This is a genomic window from Pseudomonas sp. CIP-10, assembly GCF_020911845.1.
GTDB classification, from domain to species: domain Bacteria; phylum Pseudomonadota; class Gammaproteobacteria; order Pseudomonadales; family Pseudomonadaceae; genus Aquipseudomonas; species Aquipseudomonas alloputida.
Genome location: NZ_CP087160.1, coordinates 5,240,838 through 5,258,434, shown reverse-complemented (window position 1 = coordinate 5,258,434; position 17,597 = coordinate 5,240,838). Strand labels below are relative to the sequence as shown.

14 protein-coding genes are annotated in these 17,597 nt (G+C 56.6%); 6 read left to right on the top strand and 8 right to left on the bottom strand.

What is annotated here, in order from left to right; translation table 11 throughout:
• Nucleotides 1-100: 100 nt before the first annotated feature.
• The 6 genes from LMH93_RS23725 (at nucleotide 101) to LMH93_RS23700 (ending at nucleotide 5,579) form a co-directional block, all read left to right on the top strand.
• A complete protein-coding gene (locus LMH93_RS23725) occupies nucleotides 101-1,408 on the top strand; it encodes a M24 family metallopeptidase (protein ID WP_230064672.1) in 1,308 nt (435 codons plus the stop codon).
• A gap of 13 nt (nucleotides 1,409-1,421) precedes the next feature.
• Entirely contained in the window at nucleotides 1,422-2,231 is an 810-nt protein-coding gene (locus LMH93_RS23720; RefSeq protein ID WP_004576155.1) for an amino acid ABC transporter ATP-binding protein, read from the top strand.
• Nucleotides 2,231-2,872, top strand: coding sequence for an amino acid ABC transporter permease (locus tag LMH93_RS23715; protein WP_047603381.1), 642 nt, complete (start codon nucleotides 2,231-2,233; stop codon nucleotides 2,870-2,872). The genes LMH93_RS23720 and LMH93_RS23715 overlap by 1 nt, the downstream gene beginning before the upstream one ends.
• Nucleotides 2,869-3,528 (top strand): amino acid ABC transporter permease, encoded by a 660-nt coding sequence (locus LMH93_RS23710; protein WP_004576157.1) that lies wholly within the window; start codon nucleotides 2,869-2,871, stop codon nucleotides 3,526-3,528. The genes LMH93_RS23715 and LMH93_RS23710 overlap by 4 nt, the downstream gene beginning before the upstream one ends.
• A 57-nt stretch (nucleotides 3,529-3,585) precedes the next feature.
• Nucleotides 3,586-4,419, top strand: coding sequence for a substrate-binding periplasmic protein (locus tag LMH93_RS23705; protein WP_230064671.1), 834 nt, complete (start codon nucleotides 3,586-3,588; stop codon nucleotides 4,417-4,419).
• A 152-nt stretch (nucleotides 4,420-4,571) separates the two neighbouring features.
• On the top strand, nucleotides 4,572-5,579 hold the full coding sequence (locus LMH93_RS23700; protein ID WP_230065382.1) for an Ldh family oxidoreductase: 1,008 nt from the start codon (nucleotides 4,572-4,574) through the stop codon (nucleotides 5,577-5,579).
• A 323-nt stretch (nucleotides 5,580-5,902) separates the two neighbouring features.
• On the opposite strand, the gene LMH93_RS23695 is transcribed toward LMH93_RS23700, so the two are convergent.
• The 8 genes from LMH93_RS23695 to LMH93_RS23660 all read right to left on the bottom strand — a co-directional run bounded on the left by LMH93_RS23695 (nucleotide 5,903) and on the right by LMH93_RS23660 (nucleotide 17,527).
• The gene (locus tag LMH93_RS23695; protein ID WP_230064670.1) at nucleotides 5,903-9,382 is read right to left on the bottom strand and encodes a DEAD/DEAH box helicase family protein; all 3,480 of its coding nucleotides are present in this window, start codon (nucleotides 9,380-9,382) and stop codon (nucleotides 5,903-5,905) included.
• 3 nt (nucleotides 9,383-9,385) lie between these two features.
• The gene (locus LMH93_RS23690) at nucleotides 9,386-10,546 is read right to left on the bottom strand and encodes a restriction endonuclease subunit S (RefSeq protein ID WP_230064669.1); all 1,161 of its coding nucleotides are present in this window, start codon (nucleotides 10,544-10,546) and stop codon (nucleotides 9,386-9,388) included.
• Complete coding sequence (locus LMH93_RS23685) at nucleotides 10,543-12,027, bottom strand: type I restriction-modification system subunit M (protein ID WP_230064667.1); 1,485 nt, start codon at nucleotides 12,025-12,027, stop codon at nucleotides 10,543-10,545. The genes LMH93_RS23690 and LMH93_RS23685 overlap by 4 nt, the downstream gene beginning before the upstream one ends.
• Nucleotides 12,028-12,281: 254 nt before the next feature.
• On the bottom strand, nucleotides 12,282-12,569 hold the full coding sequence (locus tag LMH93_RS23680; RefSeq protein WP_230064665.1) for a hypothetical protein: 288 nt from the start codon (nucleotides 12,567-12,569) through the stop codon (nucleotides 12,282-12,284).
• Entirely contained in the window at nucleotides 12,566-13,546 is a 981-nt protein-coding gene (locus tag LMH93_RS23675; protein WP_230064664.1) for an integrase domain-containing protein, read from the bottom strand. Before LMH93_RS23675 ends, LMH93_RS23680 begins: the two co-directional genes overlap by 4 nt.
• Entirely contained in the window at nucleotides 13,524-13,892 is a 369-nt protein-coding gene (locus LMH93_RS23670) for a hypothetical protein (protein ID WP_230064663.1), read from the bottom strand. Before LMH93_RS23670 ends, LMH93_RS23675 begins: the two co-directional genes overlap by 23 nt.
• On the bottom strand, nucleotides 13,876-15,279 hold the full coding sequence (locus LMH93_RS23665) for a YfjI family protein (protein ID WP_230064661.1): 1,404 nt from the start codon (nucleotides 15,277-15,279) through the stop codon (nucleotides 13,876-13,878). Before LMH93_RS23665 ends, LMH93_RS23670 begins: the two co-directional genes overlap by 17 nt.
• A 991-nt stretch (nucleotides 15,280-16,270) precedes the next feature.
• On the bottom strand, nucleotides 16,271-17,527 hold the full coding sequence (locus tag LMH93_RS23660) for an integrase domain-containing protein (protein WP_230064659.1): 1,257 nt from the start codon (nucleotides 17,525-17,527) through the stop codon (nucleotides 16,271-16,273).
• Nucleotides 17,528-17,597 lie beyond the last annotated feature (70 nt).

The window sequence follows — 17,597 nt, the reverse complement described above, 5'->3', positions numbered from 1 at the left end:
CGCCCTGCGTCGCCCACAACAATAAAGACAGCCGTCACCAGATTTAGAAACCTTTTAGTTACTGCCCCGAAAGTTGGTCTGACTCAGCGGAGGTTGTTGCATGCAAACGGGTTCTGATTCCATTGAGCTGCTCACGGCGTTAACCGAACGCGACCTGCGCTTTCGCAGCGATGCCAAGGTCACTGAACATGCCATCGCGCCGGTCGACACGGCGTTACTCGATGCGTATGCCGCCATCGATCGCAAAGCCTTGCGCCATTACCGCCTGGAGCGCATTCGCGAGCAACTGCGCGCCCAGGATTACGCCGGCATTCTGTTGGCCGATCCGATCAATATTCGCTATGCCACCGACACCAATAACCTTGGTTTGTGGGTGATGCACTCGCCCAGCCGCTATGTGTTCGTCGCCACCGACGGCCCGGTGGTGCTGTTCGAGTTCACCAGCAGCCGGCACAACAGCGAGCACGTTGAAACCATCGATGAAATTCGCCCGGCGATACCCTGGCTGTATTTCCTCGCCGGCCCCCGCGTGCAGGAAAAAGCCGAGCGCTGGGCACAGGAGGTGGCGGACCTGATGGCCCGTCACGGTGGCGGCAATCGCCGCTTGGCGGTCGACCGCTGCGACCCTTGGGGCGCGCAGCGCCTGACACACCAAGGCATTGAGCTGTTCGATGCGCAGCCATTGATGGAGCAGGCACGCTTGATCAAATCGGCTGAAGAAGTGGCCAGCCACCGGGTGTCCATGGGCGTTTGCGACCTGGCCATTGCCCGGATGCGCACAAGCCTGGTGCCGGGGGTTACTGAAAACCAGCTGTGGAGCATCATGCACGGCACCAACGTCGCGCACGGCGGAGAGTGGGCCGAAAGCCGCCTGCTCAGCTCCGGGCCGCGCACCAATCCGTGGTTTCAGGACGCCACCGACAAGGTCATCAAGGCCGGTGAGATGGTCTGTTTCGACACCGACATGGTCGGGCCCGGCGGTTACCTTTCAGACATCTCGCGCAGCTTCATCTGCCCCGGCAAGGCACCGACCATGGCCCAACGCGACTTGCTGGACATCGCCTCGCAGCAGATCAACCACAACGTCGAACTGCTGCGCCCGGGCCTGTCCTTTCGTGAGTTCGCCGAGCGCTGCTGGCCGGTGCCTCAGCGCTTCGAGCACAACCGCTACATGATGATGCTGCACGGCGTCGGGCTGGTGGACGAGTACCCCAGCGTCGCCTACGCCGTGGATTTCGCCGAGTGGGGGTACGACGGCCTGTTCGAGGAAAACATGGTGGTGTCGGTGGAAAGTTACATCGGTGAGCAAGGTGGTGGGGAAGGGGTGAAGCTCGAAGAGCAGGTGCTGATCAGCGCCAACGGGCCGATCAAACTCTCGCGCACACCCTTGGTCGAAGGCGATCGATAGCTGGAGCAAAACCATGAGCAGCATGACTGTGATCGAAACCGCACCCACCTTGGCGCCGCGCCCGGTGGCCAGCGCCGAACCGTTCTTGCGCCTGGAAGGCATTCATAAACAATTTGGCCCATACCCCGTCTTGCACGACGTGTGTTTTGAAATGAACAAGGGCGAGGTGGTGGCCATTATCGGCCCCAGTGGGTCGGGCAAAAGTACCTTGCTGCGCTGTATCAACCAACTGGAGCCACCGACCAAGGGGCGGGTCAGCATGGATGGCGTGCACATCGAAGCTGGCAAGGCGTTGCCCCGTACAGAGCTGCTGAAGTTGCGCCGGCGCATTGGCATGGTGTTCCAGTCGTTCAACCTGTTCCCGCACCTGACGGTGCTGCGCAACGTAAGCCTGGCGCAAATCCGCACCTTGGGCCGCAGCGCCAAAGAAGCCGACGCCCGCTCCTTGCAACTGCTCGAACGCGTTGGGCTGGCTGACAAGGCCCAGCATTATCCGGCGCGCTGCTCTGGTGGCCAGCAGCAACGGATCGCCATCGCCCGCGCCCTGGCACTGGACCCTGAGCTGATGCTGTTCGATGAGCCGACCTCGGCGCTGGACCCCGAGCTGGGCCTGGAGGTGCTGGCGGTGATGAAAGAGCTGGCCGGCGAAGGCATGTCGATGATTGTCGTGACTCACGAGATGCACTTCGCCGAAACCGTGTCCGACCGGGTGGTGGTTATGGCCGACGGGCGCATCATCGAGCACGGGCCGAGCCAGCGAGTGATGCGCGAGCCCGAGCATGAACGGGTGATCCAGTTCCTCCAGGCAGTGAGGAATCGCTGATGAAAGACATCCTGATGATGCTGTTGAACGGCATACCCTGGACCATTGCCGTTACCGTGCTCGCATTCTGTGTCGGCGTAGTGCTGGGGTTTCCCATCTGTGCCCTGCGCATGTCCAGGTTCAAGGTACTGAGCATTCTGGCTGCCATGCTGGTGCTGACCCTGCGCTCAATCCCCCCGATTGTCTGGCTGTTCTTCATCTTCTTCGGCATCGGTGGCGGCTATATCAGCCTGTCGCCGTTTACCGCAGCGGTGGTTGGCCTGGGGCTGATCACGGCGGCGCATATGTCCGAGGTGTACCGCGGTGCGTTCGCGGCAATTCCCGCCGGCCAGTTCGAAGCCGCCTATGTGCTTAACCTGTCGGCGTCGCAACGGTTTTTCGATGTGGTGTTGCCGCAGTTGGTGCGTATCGCCATTCCCACCTCAGCCACCTACGCCATTGGCCTGCTCAAGGATTCGGCCGTGGCCTCGACGATTGGCGTTGGTGAAATCAGCTTTCAGGCTTACCAGGTTTCACAGCAAACCTTTCAGGGCCTGAGCGTCTACAGCGCGGCGGCGGTGGTGTACTTGGTGCTTAGCGTGCCAGTGGCCTTGTTCTCTCGTTGGCTGTCGGCCACGTTGAAACAGAGGATTGCCCGATGAGCGAACTGCTGACGATGTGGATGCAATGGTTGCCGGAGTTGTGGAAAGGCTTTGTGCTTTCGATGCAGGTCACGGCCGTGAGCCTGGGCCTGGGCGTCGTGCTGGGGCTGTTGCTGGCACTGGGCGTTTCGTCGCCGAGCCGCTGGTTGCGTTACCCCTCCCTGGTTGTGGTGGAACTGGGGCGTGGCGCACCGGCGTTGATCTTGCTGCAGTATTTCTACTTTGGCCTGCCCAGCGTCAACCTCACCCTGACCTCGTTCTGGGCCGCTGCGCTGGCCATGGCGTACTGCACGGCCGCCTACACCAGTGAAATCATTCGCGGTGGCATCGAGTCGGTGGCCGCAGGGCAAACCGAGGCCGCCGAAGTGATCGGCCTCAACCGGTTCGACGCGCTGCGCTTTGTGATCCTGCCTCAGGCCTTGCGGGTGGCGCTGCCATCGCTGCTGGGGTTCTCGATCATGATGTTCCAGGCCTCGTCGCTGTGTTTCACCATCGCCCTGCCAGAAATTGTCAGCCGGGCGTCCTCCATTGGCTCTTCCACGTTCGAGTACATGCCGGTGCTGATACTGGCCGGTTTGATGTATGCCGCTGTCTGCGCCCCGGCGACCCTGGGGGTGGCAGCGCTGGAAAAAAGACTGGCCCCCAGCCAGCCATAACAACAAATCCACTCGCGCCGATTTCGGCTGCTGCTCTCTTATTGCAAAGGTGACGTCATGACTCGCTCATTCAAGCGTTTTACCCGTTGGATGTTCTTGTGCTCGACCTTGGCCGGCACCCCGTACGCCCTGGCCGAATGCACCCCCGCGAACCAGTTTGAAACCATCACCCCGGGTGTGCTGACCGTGGCGGCGTATGTCTTCCCGCCTTACTCGATACCGGGGCCGAACAACCAGTTGAGCGGCGTGGACGGCGAGATCATCAAGCGCATCGCCGAGCGCGAATGCCTCAAAGTCAAAACCATGGTGGTGGACACGGCAGCCGTCGTCCAGGCAGTGGTGGCAAAGCGCGCCGATGTCGGCATCGGTGATTGGTATCGCACGGCAGAGCGCAGCAAGGCGTTGGGCTTGTCGGCACCCTTGTACCTGGACGTGATGGGCATCATTTCGGATGAGGGTTACACGAAGATTTCCGAACTGGATGGCAAGCGTATCGGCACCGTGCAGGGCTACCTGTGGGTGGACGATTTGAAGAAAGCCTTTGGCGATAACCTGGTGCTCTACCCAAACCCCGTGGCCATGGCCCAGGACCTGGCGTCCAGGCGCATCCAGGTTGGCGCGGACAGCTTCGCGGTGGCCGTGTCTTCGCAGCAGAAGGGCGGCTACCCCGGCAAGAGCATCAAGGTGTCCGAGCCCGATCAACGGGTCAAGGCCACGCTTGAGCCCGGGCAGAGCGCCTTCCCGTACACCAAGGCCAACGCCGCCCTGGGCGAGGCACTGGGCAAGAACATCCAGGCCTTGCATGCCTCAGGCGAAATCGCAGAAATCCTCGCCTCGTTTGGCCTGGACCGCGAGGCTGCAAAAGTGGGTGAGCCGAGGATGATTCAGTAAAGACAATCAAATCCCGTAGGCGCGGCTTTAACCGCGAATGAACGCACCGCGATCTCTCAGGAATGACGCGTTATCGTTCATTCGCGGCTACCGCCGCCCTTGCAGGTTCGCTGGCTGCGGCACACCTTCAACCCGAGAGCACCAAAGCCCCCATGGACGACGACAAACCCGAAAAGCGCCTGTCGCTGACCGATGCCACCGCCTTCGCACAGCAGCTGTGCCTGGCCCACGGCACCAGCTACGCCGTGGCCACGGCGCTTGCAACCGCCACCGTATCAGCCCAGGCCCATGGCCAACACGAAGTCGGTTTCGGCCATTTGCCTGACTACCTCAGCGGCTTTGCCATCGGCCGAATCGCCAAGGCTGCCGAGCCCATCGTGACCCAGGTCGCGCCGGCCATGATCCGCTGCGACGCCGCCCGAGGCATCGCGCAACTGGGGTTCGATCGCGCCTTTCCAGCGCTGTGCAGCAATGCGCATCAACTGGGTATCGCCCTGTTTGCGCAGTTCAACGCGTTCACCTGCGGCGAGTTGGGCTATTACACCCGTCGCCTGGCGCGCGAGGGGCTGGTCGCGTTGGCGTTCACCAATGGCTCACCGCTGCTCACCGTGGCCGGCCAGAGCCGGCCGCTGTACTCCACCAACCCCATCGCATTTGCCGCCGCCAGTGACACGGGGCGGTTACTGGCGATTGACCAAGCTAGCAGCGCCACGGCCTACGTGAACCTGTTGCGGGCTGCTGAAGCGGGGGAGGCGATACCGGCAGGCTGGGCGGTTGATGCACAAGGGAATGAAACGCGCAGCGCGCGAGAGGCATTGCATGGGACGTTGCTGGCGTTTGGGGGCGGTCGTGGGGCCAATATTGCGTTGATGGTTGAGGTGCTTGCGGCGGGGGTGACGGGGGCCAATTGGTCGCTGGATGCAGCGGATTTTCGTGCTGGTAGCGAATCGCCTGGGGCTGGGATGCTGGTGATTGGTATTGCGCCCAGGTTGCTGGATGAGTGCTTTGCTTTAAGGTTGGGCGAGCAGATGGCTCGGCTTGAAGGCTTGGGGGTTTACTTGCCGGGGAAGGGGAAAGAGCAAGCTTATGCTCGTGCGGTTCTTAAGGGGATTAGCTTGCCGGTATCGGCGTACGATGCGTTTAGGGGGCAGTTGGGGTAGTTATATCCTTTGCCATCGCCGGTCGCGGTAGCCTACCGGATCGGGGGGCTGCAGCTGAGCCGGGGGGATTTGAATTAGTTTAATATATAGTTGATATTTATGATGACTTTGTACTTGAGTGTTGGGATTGGGATACTAAATGGAATACCTATCAGCTGATAATTCTCACACCTCATTTTGAATGGTGCCAAGCTGACGCTATTTGGACTGTCGCAGCATTCCGCAGGGGGCTGTACATTCGGAGGGATCATACCGTAGCTGCCAGCAGCGGGAGGGCTGAGGGAACATGGCAGCTCGGGTATGAGTCGCTAGGTCTTGCTACGTCACGCGGCTGCTATTAGATTGATTCTAGCTATAGCAGCAACAATTTCATTAGCATCCGAGTCGCTAAAGGTTCCGTCCAGCCCCTCATGGTGATGCGCTGTAAATGGTGGTTCGTAGAGTTGGCCCGGCTCGATGATCCCATGCTTAGTCAGGCGTTCTATGATCATTTCTACGAAACGGATCTGTTGGCTGTTATAGCGATTACCATCAAGGAATCTTCCGAAAGCTTCTAAAGCCGCATTGCGATCTAGGCCGACCAGAGACCGTATGAACAACGGCAATGGTTTATCGCTACCGAAGCAATCTACGAAGCGTTCGCGACTTTCCACTGGCTCGGACTGGTAAACAAAGCGCTCTAGCTCTTCTAGGTCGGTTCGCGTTATTGGCTTGTTATGCTTGAGTTTGGCAATAGCAACATGATTTTCATTGGCGCGGATATAGGCTTCGACCTTTTTGCGGTACTGGGCCAAGTTGATTCCGGTGCTGAAGTCGTTGAGCACCACTTGGGACGACTCGCTGATTTGGTCAGTAAGCATAGTGTAAACGGGATTGGACGCGCGACGCTCAATCAGTTGAATGAGTCCACGCAGTCTACGGCGCACCTGTTCAATCATCGGCAGGCTGATATCCTGCCAGTACTCTTCCGTTTGCAGGTCTTGAATTAGCGGTAGTTCGGTACGAACGGCTGGGATACTCTCCATGATCTCTAATTGGCTAGCCAGCTCGCGGATACGGTCTCGGTAGGTGATGAAGTCACCTGTGGAACGTAGGATCGCCAGCTGTACATTTAGGCACAGCAGATCAAACAATTTGGCAGTTATATGCTCAGCTTCTCTCTCGCTGGGCAAGCCAGCAACGTGAGCACGCAGATCGCCTAATGCGGCGTCATCAAGATTGTTCCAGGTGTTGCGATCGGCGAATCGAACAACATACTCACGTTCGGTGCGCACGATGAAATTGTCATGGTTCATACACGCGACTTCCCCATGCAACTCGTCGGTTATCCCCTGACGTAAGCTGGCTAAGCCGTCATCGCCTCCAATGGCTCCGGCGGCGCCGTCATGCGCGCGATTGTCTTTGCCGGAAAGCAATGAGAGCAGATCCAAGCGCGCCTTGAACAGGCGCTTTCCGACGGGTTCGGCCATGCCGCCTAGAGCACCCTTCGGGTGTTCGTTGAAGTATTCGAAGTTGGCGCAGAAGTCGAAGATGTAAAATTCTGACTTATTTATTTCTGGTGCGAATAAATTTTCACATAGTCTAGTTCCGCGCCCGATCATTTGTAAGAATTTTACCTTTGAGCGCACTGCCTTGAAAAAGACTAGGTTGAGAACTTGAGGCACGTCGATGCCAGTGTCGAGCATATCTACAGAGATGGCGATCTGCGGTAGGCGATTGTCCTTGGCACCAAAGGCATCGATCAGTGTTTGTACATAGGATTCACCATGCACAATGACGCGTGCAAACTCTCCTTTATACTGCGGGTAATGGTGATCAAAACGACGCGCAATGAACTTTGCATGTGCCTTGTTTGCTGCAAAAATTATGGTTTTTCCGATTTTTTCGCCGCCATCCACCTTTAGGCCGTGCTCCATTAGATGTTGCAGCATCAAATCTACGGTGCTTTCATTGAACAGATATTTGTTCATTTCAGAGGCTAGCACTTCGGTCGGTGCGTCGCCATCATCGGCAGCACGATCGCCCCAATCCAATGACTCCCAATGTTCTTTTTCCTCTTCGCTTAGTTCGTCGTAGCGAATACCTTCGCGAAGGAATTTTATGGGCACTGAGTGGGCCTTGGGCGGTACCAAATAACCGGCCGCTACAGCTTCGTCTAGGCTGTAGGCGTCGGTGGGGACGCCGGTTTCCAGGCCAAAAAGGCGATAGGTATCGCGATCAACCTCGTCGCGTGGTGTTGCTGTGAGGCCTACTAGATAGCTGTCGAAGTAGCGGAATATCGCACCGTATTTTTGGTAAACACTTCGGTGCGCCTCGTCGATAATCACTAGATCGAAATGGCCTGTGCCATAGCGGCGCTGTTTACCCTCCATTTCATCGATTAGCCCCATCATGGTGGGGTAGGTAGATAAGTATACGCGGCCTTGACCATTCTTCTCGGTGACTAAATTGACTGGGTTGGAATCCGGCAGGTGGGTCTTGAAAGCACTGACCGCCTGATTGACTAGAGCTACACGGTCTGCGAGGAATAGCACGCGCTTGACCCAGTTTGCGCGCATTAGCAAATCTACTAGGGCAATGGCTGTACGGGTCTTGCCAGTACCCGTGGCCATGGTTAGCAGACCGGCACGGCGACCGCTAGCGAGCGCCTCTGCCATGGCTCGTATAGCGCGGTGCTGGTAGGGCCGTTCAACGATGTTCTTGTTGATAGCCAGGCTTTGGACGTCAACTTGTAACTGACGTCGTTGTACGGCGAGCTCCAACTCTTCGCGAGTATAGAATCCCTGCACTTCGCGAGGAGGCGCGCGGCGGTCATCCCAAAGCCATGTATGGTTGCCGTTTGTGTAAAAGATTAATGGACGTTGACCTTCCTCGGCTTCTAGGCAGTCAGCATAAAGTTTCGCCTGCTGTTGACCCACATCTGGGTCTATAAGGCTGCGCTTGGCTTCCACGACCGCCAAAGGTTTGCCATCCGCGCCCCACAGCACATAGTCGGCGAACCCTTCTTCCTGAGCATTAGGCATTCCTTTTAGTGGCACTTCTACGGTAAGGTTTTTGCCGTCTTCCCAGCCTGCTTCGCGTAGCAGCACATCGATGAAGAGTCGGCGAGTATCGGCCTCGTTATAGTCGTGAGTGTCTGGAACAGCTATATTGTTGGCCTTGGCCTTGGCCAGTTCTGCACGAGCCAAAGCGAGATCTGCATTGACTTGTGCCAGCAATGTTTCACGCTCGGCTAAAGTTGCGGCCTGCTCCGCGATGGCTGCTTCGCGTTTTTCTAGGGCGGCATGCTGTTCGTCGATCTGCTGCTTAAATGTGGCTTCCTGTTTCTTCAGCTCGTCTCGAGTGAATGTCGCAGCATCGCTGGTGCTGACCAGTTGTGGCACACGCTTTTCGTCAAAGCTGGCGGCAATCGTTTTCGGATCACTGACGCGTGTATAGGTGCGCGCTAGCCAGAACAAAACATGGAATAGCTCGCGCACCAGCTTCATTGCATCGCCGAAGCTTATGGCGCTGCTGCCATGCACCGCTTGATTACCGGCCTTCTGAATTAGCCGCATCTTCTGCAGTACCTGCGGTGGTGGCAGATCTTCAAACTCGCGGTTACTCAATAGTGCATTAAGGCTTCGGTCGTAAGGCATGTGCAAATCGCGGTCATGCTCGTATAGCCAGTGTACTGCCTGTTCTAGAGCGTGGCGCGTGCGCATGCAGCAGGCGCGTGGGTCTGAGTAGACCAGTGCCTCGGCTCCTTTCGCGGGCTCAAGGAGGGCTTTGAATTCGGGGGCGAGGTACTGGAAATTGGACATAGGTTAGAGCTTCCCTGCAAATGCTTGTTGTTGGAGTGAGTCAAAAAGCAAATTCATTAATTTATAGCTTGCTGCTGCGTCAAGTAGTTTTCGAGAAATTAGAGTTTGGGCTTTTTCAAATTTTTCTTGCAGATGTATCGGTGGGACGTTTATCCGCAGTGATTGTACATCTCCCTGGTTGATACTTGACTGATTGATTGCATCTTTGCGTTTGCTTGCGATCTGGTCTTTTGCATACTGTTGTGTGAGGTATTTTAGTAAATATGTGGGACGAATCACAGTGGTGTCCAGTGATAATCTCATCATGTTTGACTCGAATACTGTGGGTTCAGTCAGCTTTTCAATTAGTGCGGATTTACCTAGGTGTTCGGGGCTGTTTACGCGATTGATTATAATGTCTTCAGGTCTTAGTTCATATTTTCTTACTTCTATTTCGGTAAGATTAACCCGTTTGTTTGGTAGGGAGTTGATAATGTCTCCGGCGCGAAAACTATCAATTCTCAAAATCGGTGTTCCAGAACCATAGTCCTTTGATGGTTTATACAGGCCATTTTGAGGGCCGGCTCTCAAGATTTCGCCAAGGTCGCGCACTGGCCAGTTTAAGGGGTTGGTCAGTGGGTCACCGAACATTTCCATGAATATGGACTGCATAAGCTGGTCAAACTTTTTCATCGTTTCACTGCGTTTGGTCCGCAGTAAATCCGCTTTATCGAGTGTTGCTGCAATTTGGCGTTGTTCGGAAAGAGACGGGAGCGGAATTTCAATTTCACGAAGCGTTTTTACAGATAGATGTTTAACTGTGACAAAAGGAGTCTTGTCTTCGATGCCTTTTAGAGCAGGTGGGAGAAAATGTAATAGATAGCTTTGTTCAAGTCGACTATCAGTAGCCTTGACTTTACATACTCGCTGATTTAGGAGCGCTCTCCCTCCACGCCAGCGTGCTAAGTTGAACTGGCCGTCCATTCCAATCAGTGCGTCGTCGTTCTCCACAATGTACTCGGATCTATAGTCTCCGGAGTAGTATGTCTCTGAAGCTCCGTTGATAACGTCTCGAATTCTGACAAGTGGGAGGCCTTCGCCTGTTGTGTTGAAGAGCTCCGATTTAAATGCAAAGCCACTGGTGATTTCTGCCAGTTGACCCAAAGGTAGAGTGGGGTGGCTCATTTAAGCATACTCTCCAACTCTGCTACACCTTGTATAATTTCAGTCTCTAGCGCCTTCAGCTCGGCCAAGACTTTCAGCGGAGACTCATATTCTACCCGTTTTTGTACCGCTTCTTGGTAGCGATTGATCGAAAGATCGTATTCCTTGTCTGCAATCTCACTTTTGTTAACCAGGAAGCTTTGCTCGGTTCGCTTGCGGCCCACTTCAGAATCGCGATTTTGCCAACGAGTTAGAATGTCCGACAGGTTATTGCACTCGTGTTTGTCTGCATCTAGTGAGTTACGTCTGTCGTCGAGTGAGTAACCATCGGCCCTCATGTCGTAGAACCAAACGTTGTCGGTGCCGCCAGAGTTGGTCTTGGTGAAAATCAGTACCGCAGTAGATACGCCTGCGTAGGGGCGGAACACGCCGGACGGCATGGAAACTATTCCGTCCAATTTGTGCTCTTCCACCAACATTCGACGTAGTTCTTTATGCGCTTTGGAGGAGCCGAATAACACCCCTTCCGGCACGATTACCGCCGCACGACCACCTGTTTTAAGTAGTCGAAGGAATAGCGCTAAGAATAGGAGTTCGGTCTTTTTAGTCTTAACGATTTGCTGCAGATCCTTGGCACAGCTTTCGTAGTCAAGGCTGCCTGCAAAGGGGGGATTGGCGAGGATTAGGCTGAACTGTCCTTCTACGCTGGCATGGCCCTCGCTCAATGAGTCTCGATTCTCGATCGCCGGATTTTCCACGCCATGAAGCAACATATTCATGGAGCCGACACGGAGCATGGTGCTGTCGAAGTCGAAACCATGGAACGTGTCGTGGTTATAGCGCTTGGCCGACTCTGCGTCGTGGTAGATCTTGTCGCCGTGGTGCTTGTCAAGGTACTCCGCTGCAGCAATGAGGAACCCCGCAGTACCACATGCTGGGTCACAGATGGTATCACCGGGGTGCGGAGCCATCATCTCGACGATCAGCTTGATGATATGACGTGGAGTGCGAAACTGGCCGTTTTGCCCCGCGCTGGCGATTTTACCGAGCATGTATTCGTAGAGGTCGCCCTTGGTGTCGCGATCCTCCATGGGGATGGTATCGAGCATGTCCACCACCTTGGCAAGAAGCGCTGGGGTAGGAATGGTGAAGCGCGCGTCCTTCATGTGCGCGGCATAGGTCGACTGGCCATCCTCGCCGCCGAGGGTCTTGATAAATGGAAATACCTTTTCCGAGATCAGCGTGTAGAGGCTGCCTGCATCGCCGAGCAGTTTGAATTGCGACCAGCGTAGATTGGATTGGTACTGATTGAAAATAGGATTTTCGATAGGCTTTCCGGTGCGTCCAGCCTTCTTTTCCTTAACTGTTTGTAGCTCGTCTAGCCGCTTGATGAACAGCAGGTAGGTCATCTGCTCGATGACCTCCATGGGGTTGGAAATACCGCCGCTCCAGAATGCGTTCCAGATTTGATCGATTTGGGTTTTGATTGTACCTGTGATCACTGCGCACTACTGCCTGTGTATAAAGTGAGATTTGATGTGGATTATCCACGGGGGCGGAAAAGCTGAAATTCTAAGGAGTATCGCCGATTAGGGAAGGCATGTCATCGAAGACGCGGCCCTCAGCAGGTCTGGTCTAGACGCGCAGATGGCTTGGTAGATACCAATTCATCGAGCATCCGCCGCTGGGAGCAGTGAACAATCTTCTCGCGCTTATCCCGGCCCCCATTGCTTATCCTCTGATCACTTAAAGCTTCCTAGCAATGGAAAAACTCCCTCCTAATCCCTCTCCTCTCTAATCGTTTCCAGATCAATGCAGCGGTGAGTTGATAGTAGTACCGAGTGGCGGGAGAGCGTTCTTTCAGGTGCTCAGTGAGAAACCAGCGGACATGTTTGAGCTGCCAGGTCCATGGGTTGTCGCGCCGCCAGCGCTGCTGAATGGCTTTTTGCATCGTCTGGGCGTGTTTGAGATGTCGCTCCCGTGTGGCCTGCGATCCAGTAAGTATGCCGGTCATGAACAAAGCCATGTCAAACGGTTTGCTCATGACCGGCCACCAATGTATGCCGAAACAACATCAACTCTGTGGTGCCCAAGCTCGAGGCTGATTTGTTGCTGTGCGGATCGATGAAGCGCAGGCTCAATATCATAGCAGTGCCCACCATTGAGCGGCGCAGAGTAGCCCGTGAGCTGCTCATAACGCTCGCAAGCGTAGGCCGCTCGTAGTTCATGGAACCCCTTCAGTCCGTGTTGATGAAGTATTTTGCGGGCAGGGAGCACGCTCTGTCGTAGGAACGCAGCGTAGCTTTCTGCGCGCTCTAACAGGTTGCGACTACCGGGTGGGGATGTTTTTCGTGCGAGCTGTAGTGCCGCTCTCACCTCTGCGGTTGCAGTGATCCACCGTGGCGCTGATACTCCTGAGCGGCCGCCTTTGGTGCCGTCTTGGATATTGATTCGACCCAGTTGCTCGGCTTCGCGTTGCAAGCGTGGTAGGTCGGCGAGGATAGCTTCCCGCAGGCGCATACCGGTAGTCCGGACCAACATGACAATCGCGGCCACCCGCTCGTGCTTCTGTTCAACCAACATCTGCAGTACGCAACGTACTTGTTGAAGATCTTGGCCGTCCGGCGCACGCATGCGTACGCCGCAGCGCTGCTGCCCCAACGCCAGGCTCGGGTTGACGATTCTCACGTACTGATCACCGCGCAGCGCAGCGAGGGTGCGGTTAACGCTGCTGAGGCGGTTTTGCGCGGTGGCAATGCACAATTCGCCTTGGTGGATCTGCTGGCGCAGGTATGCGACGTAGTCCTCCAGCGTCTGTCGATCAATCTGGCGTGCATCGTTGTAACCAGGACCGTGCTCTGACCGGCACCAGCGCACGAAGGCTTGCCAGCGATCGCTGTGTGCTTTCACGGTGGCGAAGTGGCCGCCTGCGAACATATCCTCAAGTGCCTGCCGCCCGGCATAGCTCAGTTGGCGACCATAGCCAAAGTTGCGACCGTCACGCCGACCGACCAGCGCCATTGTCTTCACCTTGAACGTTGGTTTGTAGAAGCCGCAGCAGGGCTTTCCAGTGGGCGCTGACGCTGTCCAACTGTCCCCAGTGTGCTGGGCGGATGAAAAGGGTATTTTCGCTGTGCAGCAGCAGAGCCCCTTCCTCTTGCAACTGCTCGATGAGCTGAGCCAGGTCTATGGGCTCAGGTGTTGCACTGGCGACAGTGGCGACAGTGGCGACAGTGGCGACAACACCCGCCGCATCTCGCTTGGCAGATGGCGACAAAGTGGTGACGCTGGCGGCGACACACCGTAATTCGGTCGGCGAGCCATGTTGCGCCCGATAGCGGCGCACGGCGTCATTGAGTCGGAACATGGCGCACCTCGAATATGTCCCCGTCATTGTCCAGCCAGTTATGGGCAACCAGTTGCAGCAATAACTCGAAGGTGTGCCGCGTGCTTTTACGGGCAAAGCGAGGGCCGTTGCGTGTGATGTCGCGGAGGCGAAACGGTGGCCAGTTCTTCTTTATCAACCAGCGCAGCAGGCAGTCGGCCTCTGCGCGAAGCTTATTAAGAGGCTCCTGTTCAGTCAGTCGCTGGTTCTCGGCCAGGTAGTAATCCATCAGCGTAGAGGCGCGCTGAATGTGCACTTCTTCCAAGGCAGTGCACTCCTCAACCACCGCCATTACGCCAGCCATGCGTAGTACGTTCGCAGCGGCTTTGCCCGCAGCAGCTTGCACGTTGACCAACTCGCCGAATTCCCCGGACTCGCATTCAATGGTGTCGTGAATGGCAATCCAGGCCTCGCGGGCGCGGGGGCTTAACTCCAGAGTTACAGGGTTGAGGCCGCCGTCTTTATGGCGTGACCAAGGCTTCTGCATGAGTGCGGCAATGCGCTGCTGGTACAGGTGCACCTTTGGATCTCGGGTCAGGTCGATGGCTTTGTACAGTCGTTGTCCAACCAGACGCTCTGGCCAACTGATCAGACAGCGTCCCAGGATGCCCTGGTCTTTGATATCAGCGTCCTGCAGCAAGCGGTCTGCCAGGCGGGGTTGAAGCATCAAGTGCATGCTGAGGCGGCGATCATAGGCACGCAGACTTTCTCCAGTCATCGCACGCGACCGATCAATCGGGCTACCGTCCCACAGCGTCGACAAGTGAGTGATCGCCTTGATCATGTTGTCCTTGCTCATGGTGCTGCCGCCCAAAAACTGCCCGCCCTCATCGCTGAACAGCCCCATGCTCGGCAAACCGTGGCACAGGCTTTTGACCAGGCCCTCAATGGTCGGCTCAGCACTGAGCAGTCTTGGTTGGACAGGTTCAGGTTCAGGTTGGGCGTCCAGCGCTAGCTGTGCTGACTTTTTCGATGTCGTTGACATCGCGGTGTGGCTCAGTGCAGCTCGGTGCGCCTTGAGTTGTTCGCCGTAGGCGATCCACTGCTGTCTCTCCCAGTCGCGCACGGCCTGCAGAGCAACATGGTCCACCGCGCTTTTGCGATCCCCCGAGCAGGCCACTGTCAGCAAGTACAGCGACAACGGATAAATTCGGCCGTCGAGGTGAACATTGGCGTGCGCCTGGCTGGCCAAAGCTGCCGTGGCTAGAACAGATTGCGCGGCCATGGCGCAGGGCACGCCGATCACATCGGCCATGCGTTCCACGGCAGGCCCCAATAGATCGCCCAGCACCGCGACCGGGTAGGGTAGGGGCGTAATCTGCTGTTCCAACAAGGGGCGTGGTGGCCCTTGTACTTCGCGCAGTTGCATAGCCGTCCTCCATAAATTGCGGATATCTCCCCCACGTCATCCCGCCAAGAATGCTGAGTGTTATCAGGGATCAAGGCCCCTGCGGCCTGTGAGGGTGTCCACTGACGCGGGACTGACGGCTCCTTACGACCAGGAGCCAGGGCATCTCATGATCTGGCCTCCTGAGCACCGTTACCGGTGGGCGGGTGGAGGCTGCACTGGGTGACGAGACCAGCGCCGCGAGATCCTGAGCCAGGTGCAAGCAGCAATGCGATGACCGGGGCATGCCTGACTGTCAGTCAGGTGCAGTCCACTCCGTGGTCTGCGGCACCATCATCTACAGCGCTGTTGCTGGTGACATCGGTGTTTGTCACGCCGATTGTCACGAGGGGGATTGCCGCAAAGCCATGTGCGATCAGGGCTGCAGCTGTGTCAGGAGCGCCCGTCTCTTTTCTGGAAAAAGAGACGGGCGCAAGTTGGCGCAAGAATCGGCCAAGCGATTAGGTTGCTGCAGGACAGCGCAGTACGGTGTAGCTGGCGCACGAGGGCCATGAGGATAAAGAGCACCCATCACCAGTAAGGTGACCGGGCGAGCTGCCGGATGCTAATCGCCCTTGGGAGAACCACCGCATAAAGCGGCGTGACCTTGAAGGTTCGGGTCACCTGGGTGCTGCCAGCGGCAGCGCTTCGAGGCTTCTTTCTAGCGCCGGTTGGATGGCTGGGTCAATCAAGTTAGGCACTGCTCATTGCGCCAAAATTCGATAGCGGAAAGTGGTAGCCGTGAGTGGTGGTGAGTGGACGATGGACCGTTTATCGCCTTCTTGATGCGAGTCCCTGTGCATGGGAATGCGGAGCCTTCCCATGCACAGGGACTTTGCCAGACAAGCGCAGAGCGAACGGAGAATTGGCGACGGTCGCTATACCAGTCGCCATTCTGTACCCCACGTATTTCAACGTGTAGCGCCGTTGTCGCCGCTGTCGCCAAAACAGTCAGCTTGCGTTTGTAGCCGGGTCAGCGGATCGGCAATACGTGCTTGTCTCTGACTTGGCCATATGCTGAGGCGAGCAGGCTACCGGTCGCGGCTTTCTGGATGTACTCACTCCACCAAGCCATCATCGGACGCCGGCGCTCGATGTAGTCGGCTCGGTTGTAGGCGCTGCGCACCTCATCCTTGTCTACGTGAGCTAGTGCGACTTCGATGAGCTCCGGGTCCCACCCATGCTCATTCAGGATGGTGCTCGCCATCGAACGCAGGCCGTGGCTGACCAGGCGATCCTGGAACCCCATGCGTTTCAACGCCATGTTGGCAGTCTGGCTATTGGCGTGGGTACGTGGATTTCTATCTGACGGGAAGACGTATTCGCGATGGCCGCTGTGAGTCTTTAGTGATTGCAGCAGCGCGACTGCTTGATCACTCAACGGGATGCTGTGTGGGCGGCGCTTTTTCATTCGCTCCGGCGGGATGGTCCAGACACGCCTTTCAAAGTCGACGTCTGCCCAGCGAGTAGTCGCCGCCTCGGCGGGACGAGTCATCGTGTGCAATTGCCATTCGATCAGGCATCGGGTGGTGCGCTTGATACTTGCGTTCGCGATCTCCAGCATGAGCTCGGGGAGCTCTTCTGGTGGAAGCGCAGCCATGTTTTCTTTCTTCGGTTTCTTGAACACCGCACGAATTCCATTGAGCGGATTCGCGTGTATCAGACCGGCGTTCACCCCATAGGTCATGATCTCGTTGAGTCGTTGGCTCAATCGTTTCACAGTCTCGAGGCTGCCTTTAGCCTCGATTGGGCGGAGGATTTTGATGACCATCGGGGCGGTGATTTCTGAAAGCGGTGTTGTCTTCATGCTCGGGAGAACGTGAAGGGTAAGCGATCGCCAAATGTCCTCGGCGTAGGCAGGGGTTACCGAGTCTTTCTTCAGCTCGAACCAGGCGGTGGCCACCTTCTCGAAGGTGTGCTCAGTCTCAGCAAGCTTGGCTTGCCTTACCTCATCACGTTGGACTTTGGGATCAATACCCAAGGCAAGCAGCTCGCGCGCCTCGACAGCTTTTTTCCGAGCATTGGCTAGTGAGAGGTCGGGGTAAGGACCGAGTGCCATGTTGATACGGCTTCTGGTCAACGGCTCGCGGTAATTGAAGTTCCACATCATCGAGCCGCTGGCTCTGACGCGAAGCTGTAGACCGTCACCATCGCTGAGGACGAAATCTTTACCAGTTGCCTTGACCGCCTTGAGCTGGCGGTCGGAGAGACGGGTTGCTTGAGTAGGCATGAGAGCTACCTCCGGCACCGTTTTGGTATCCTAAAAATAGCACCGAGTAGCCCGGGATACCACCTGGGAT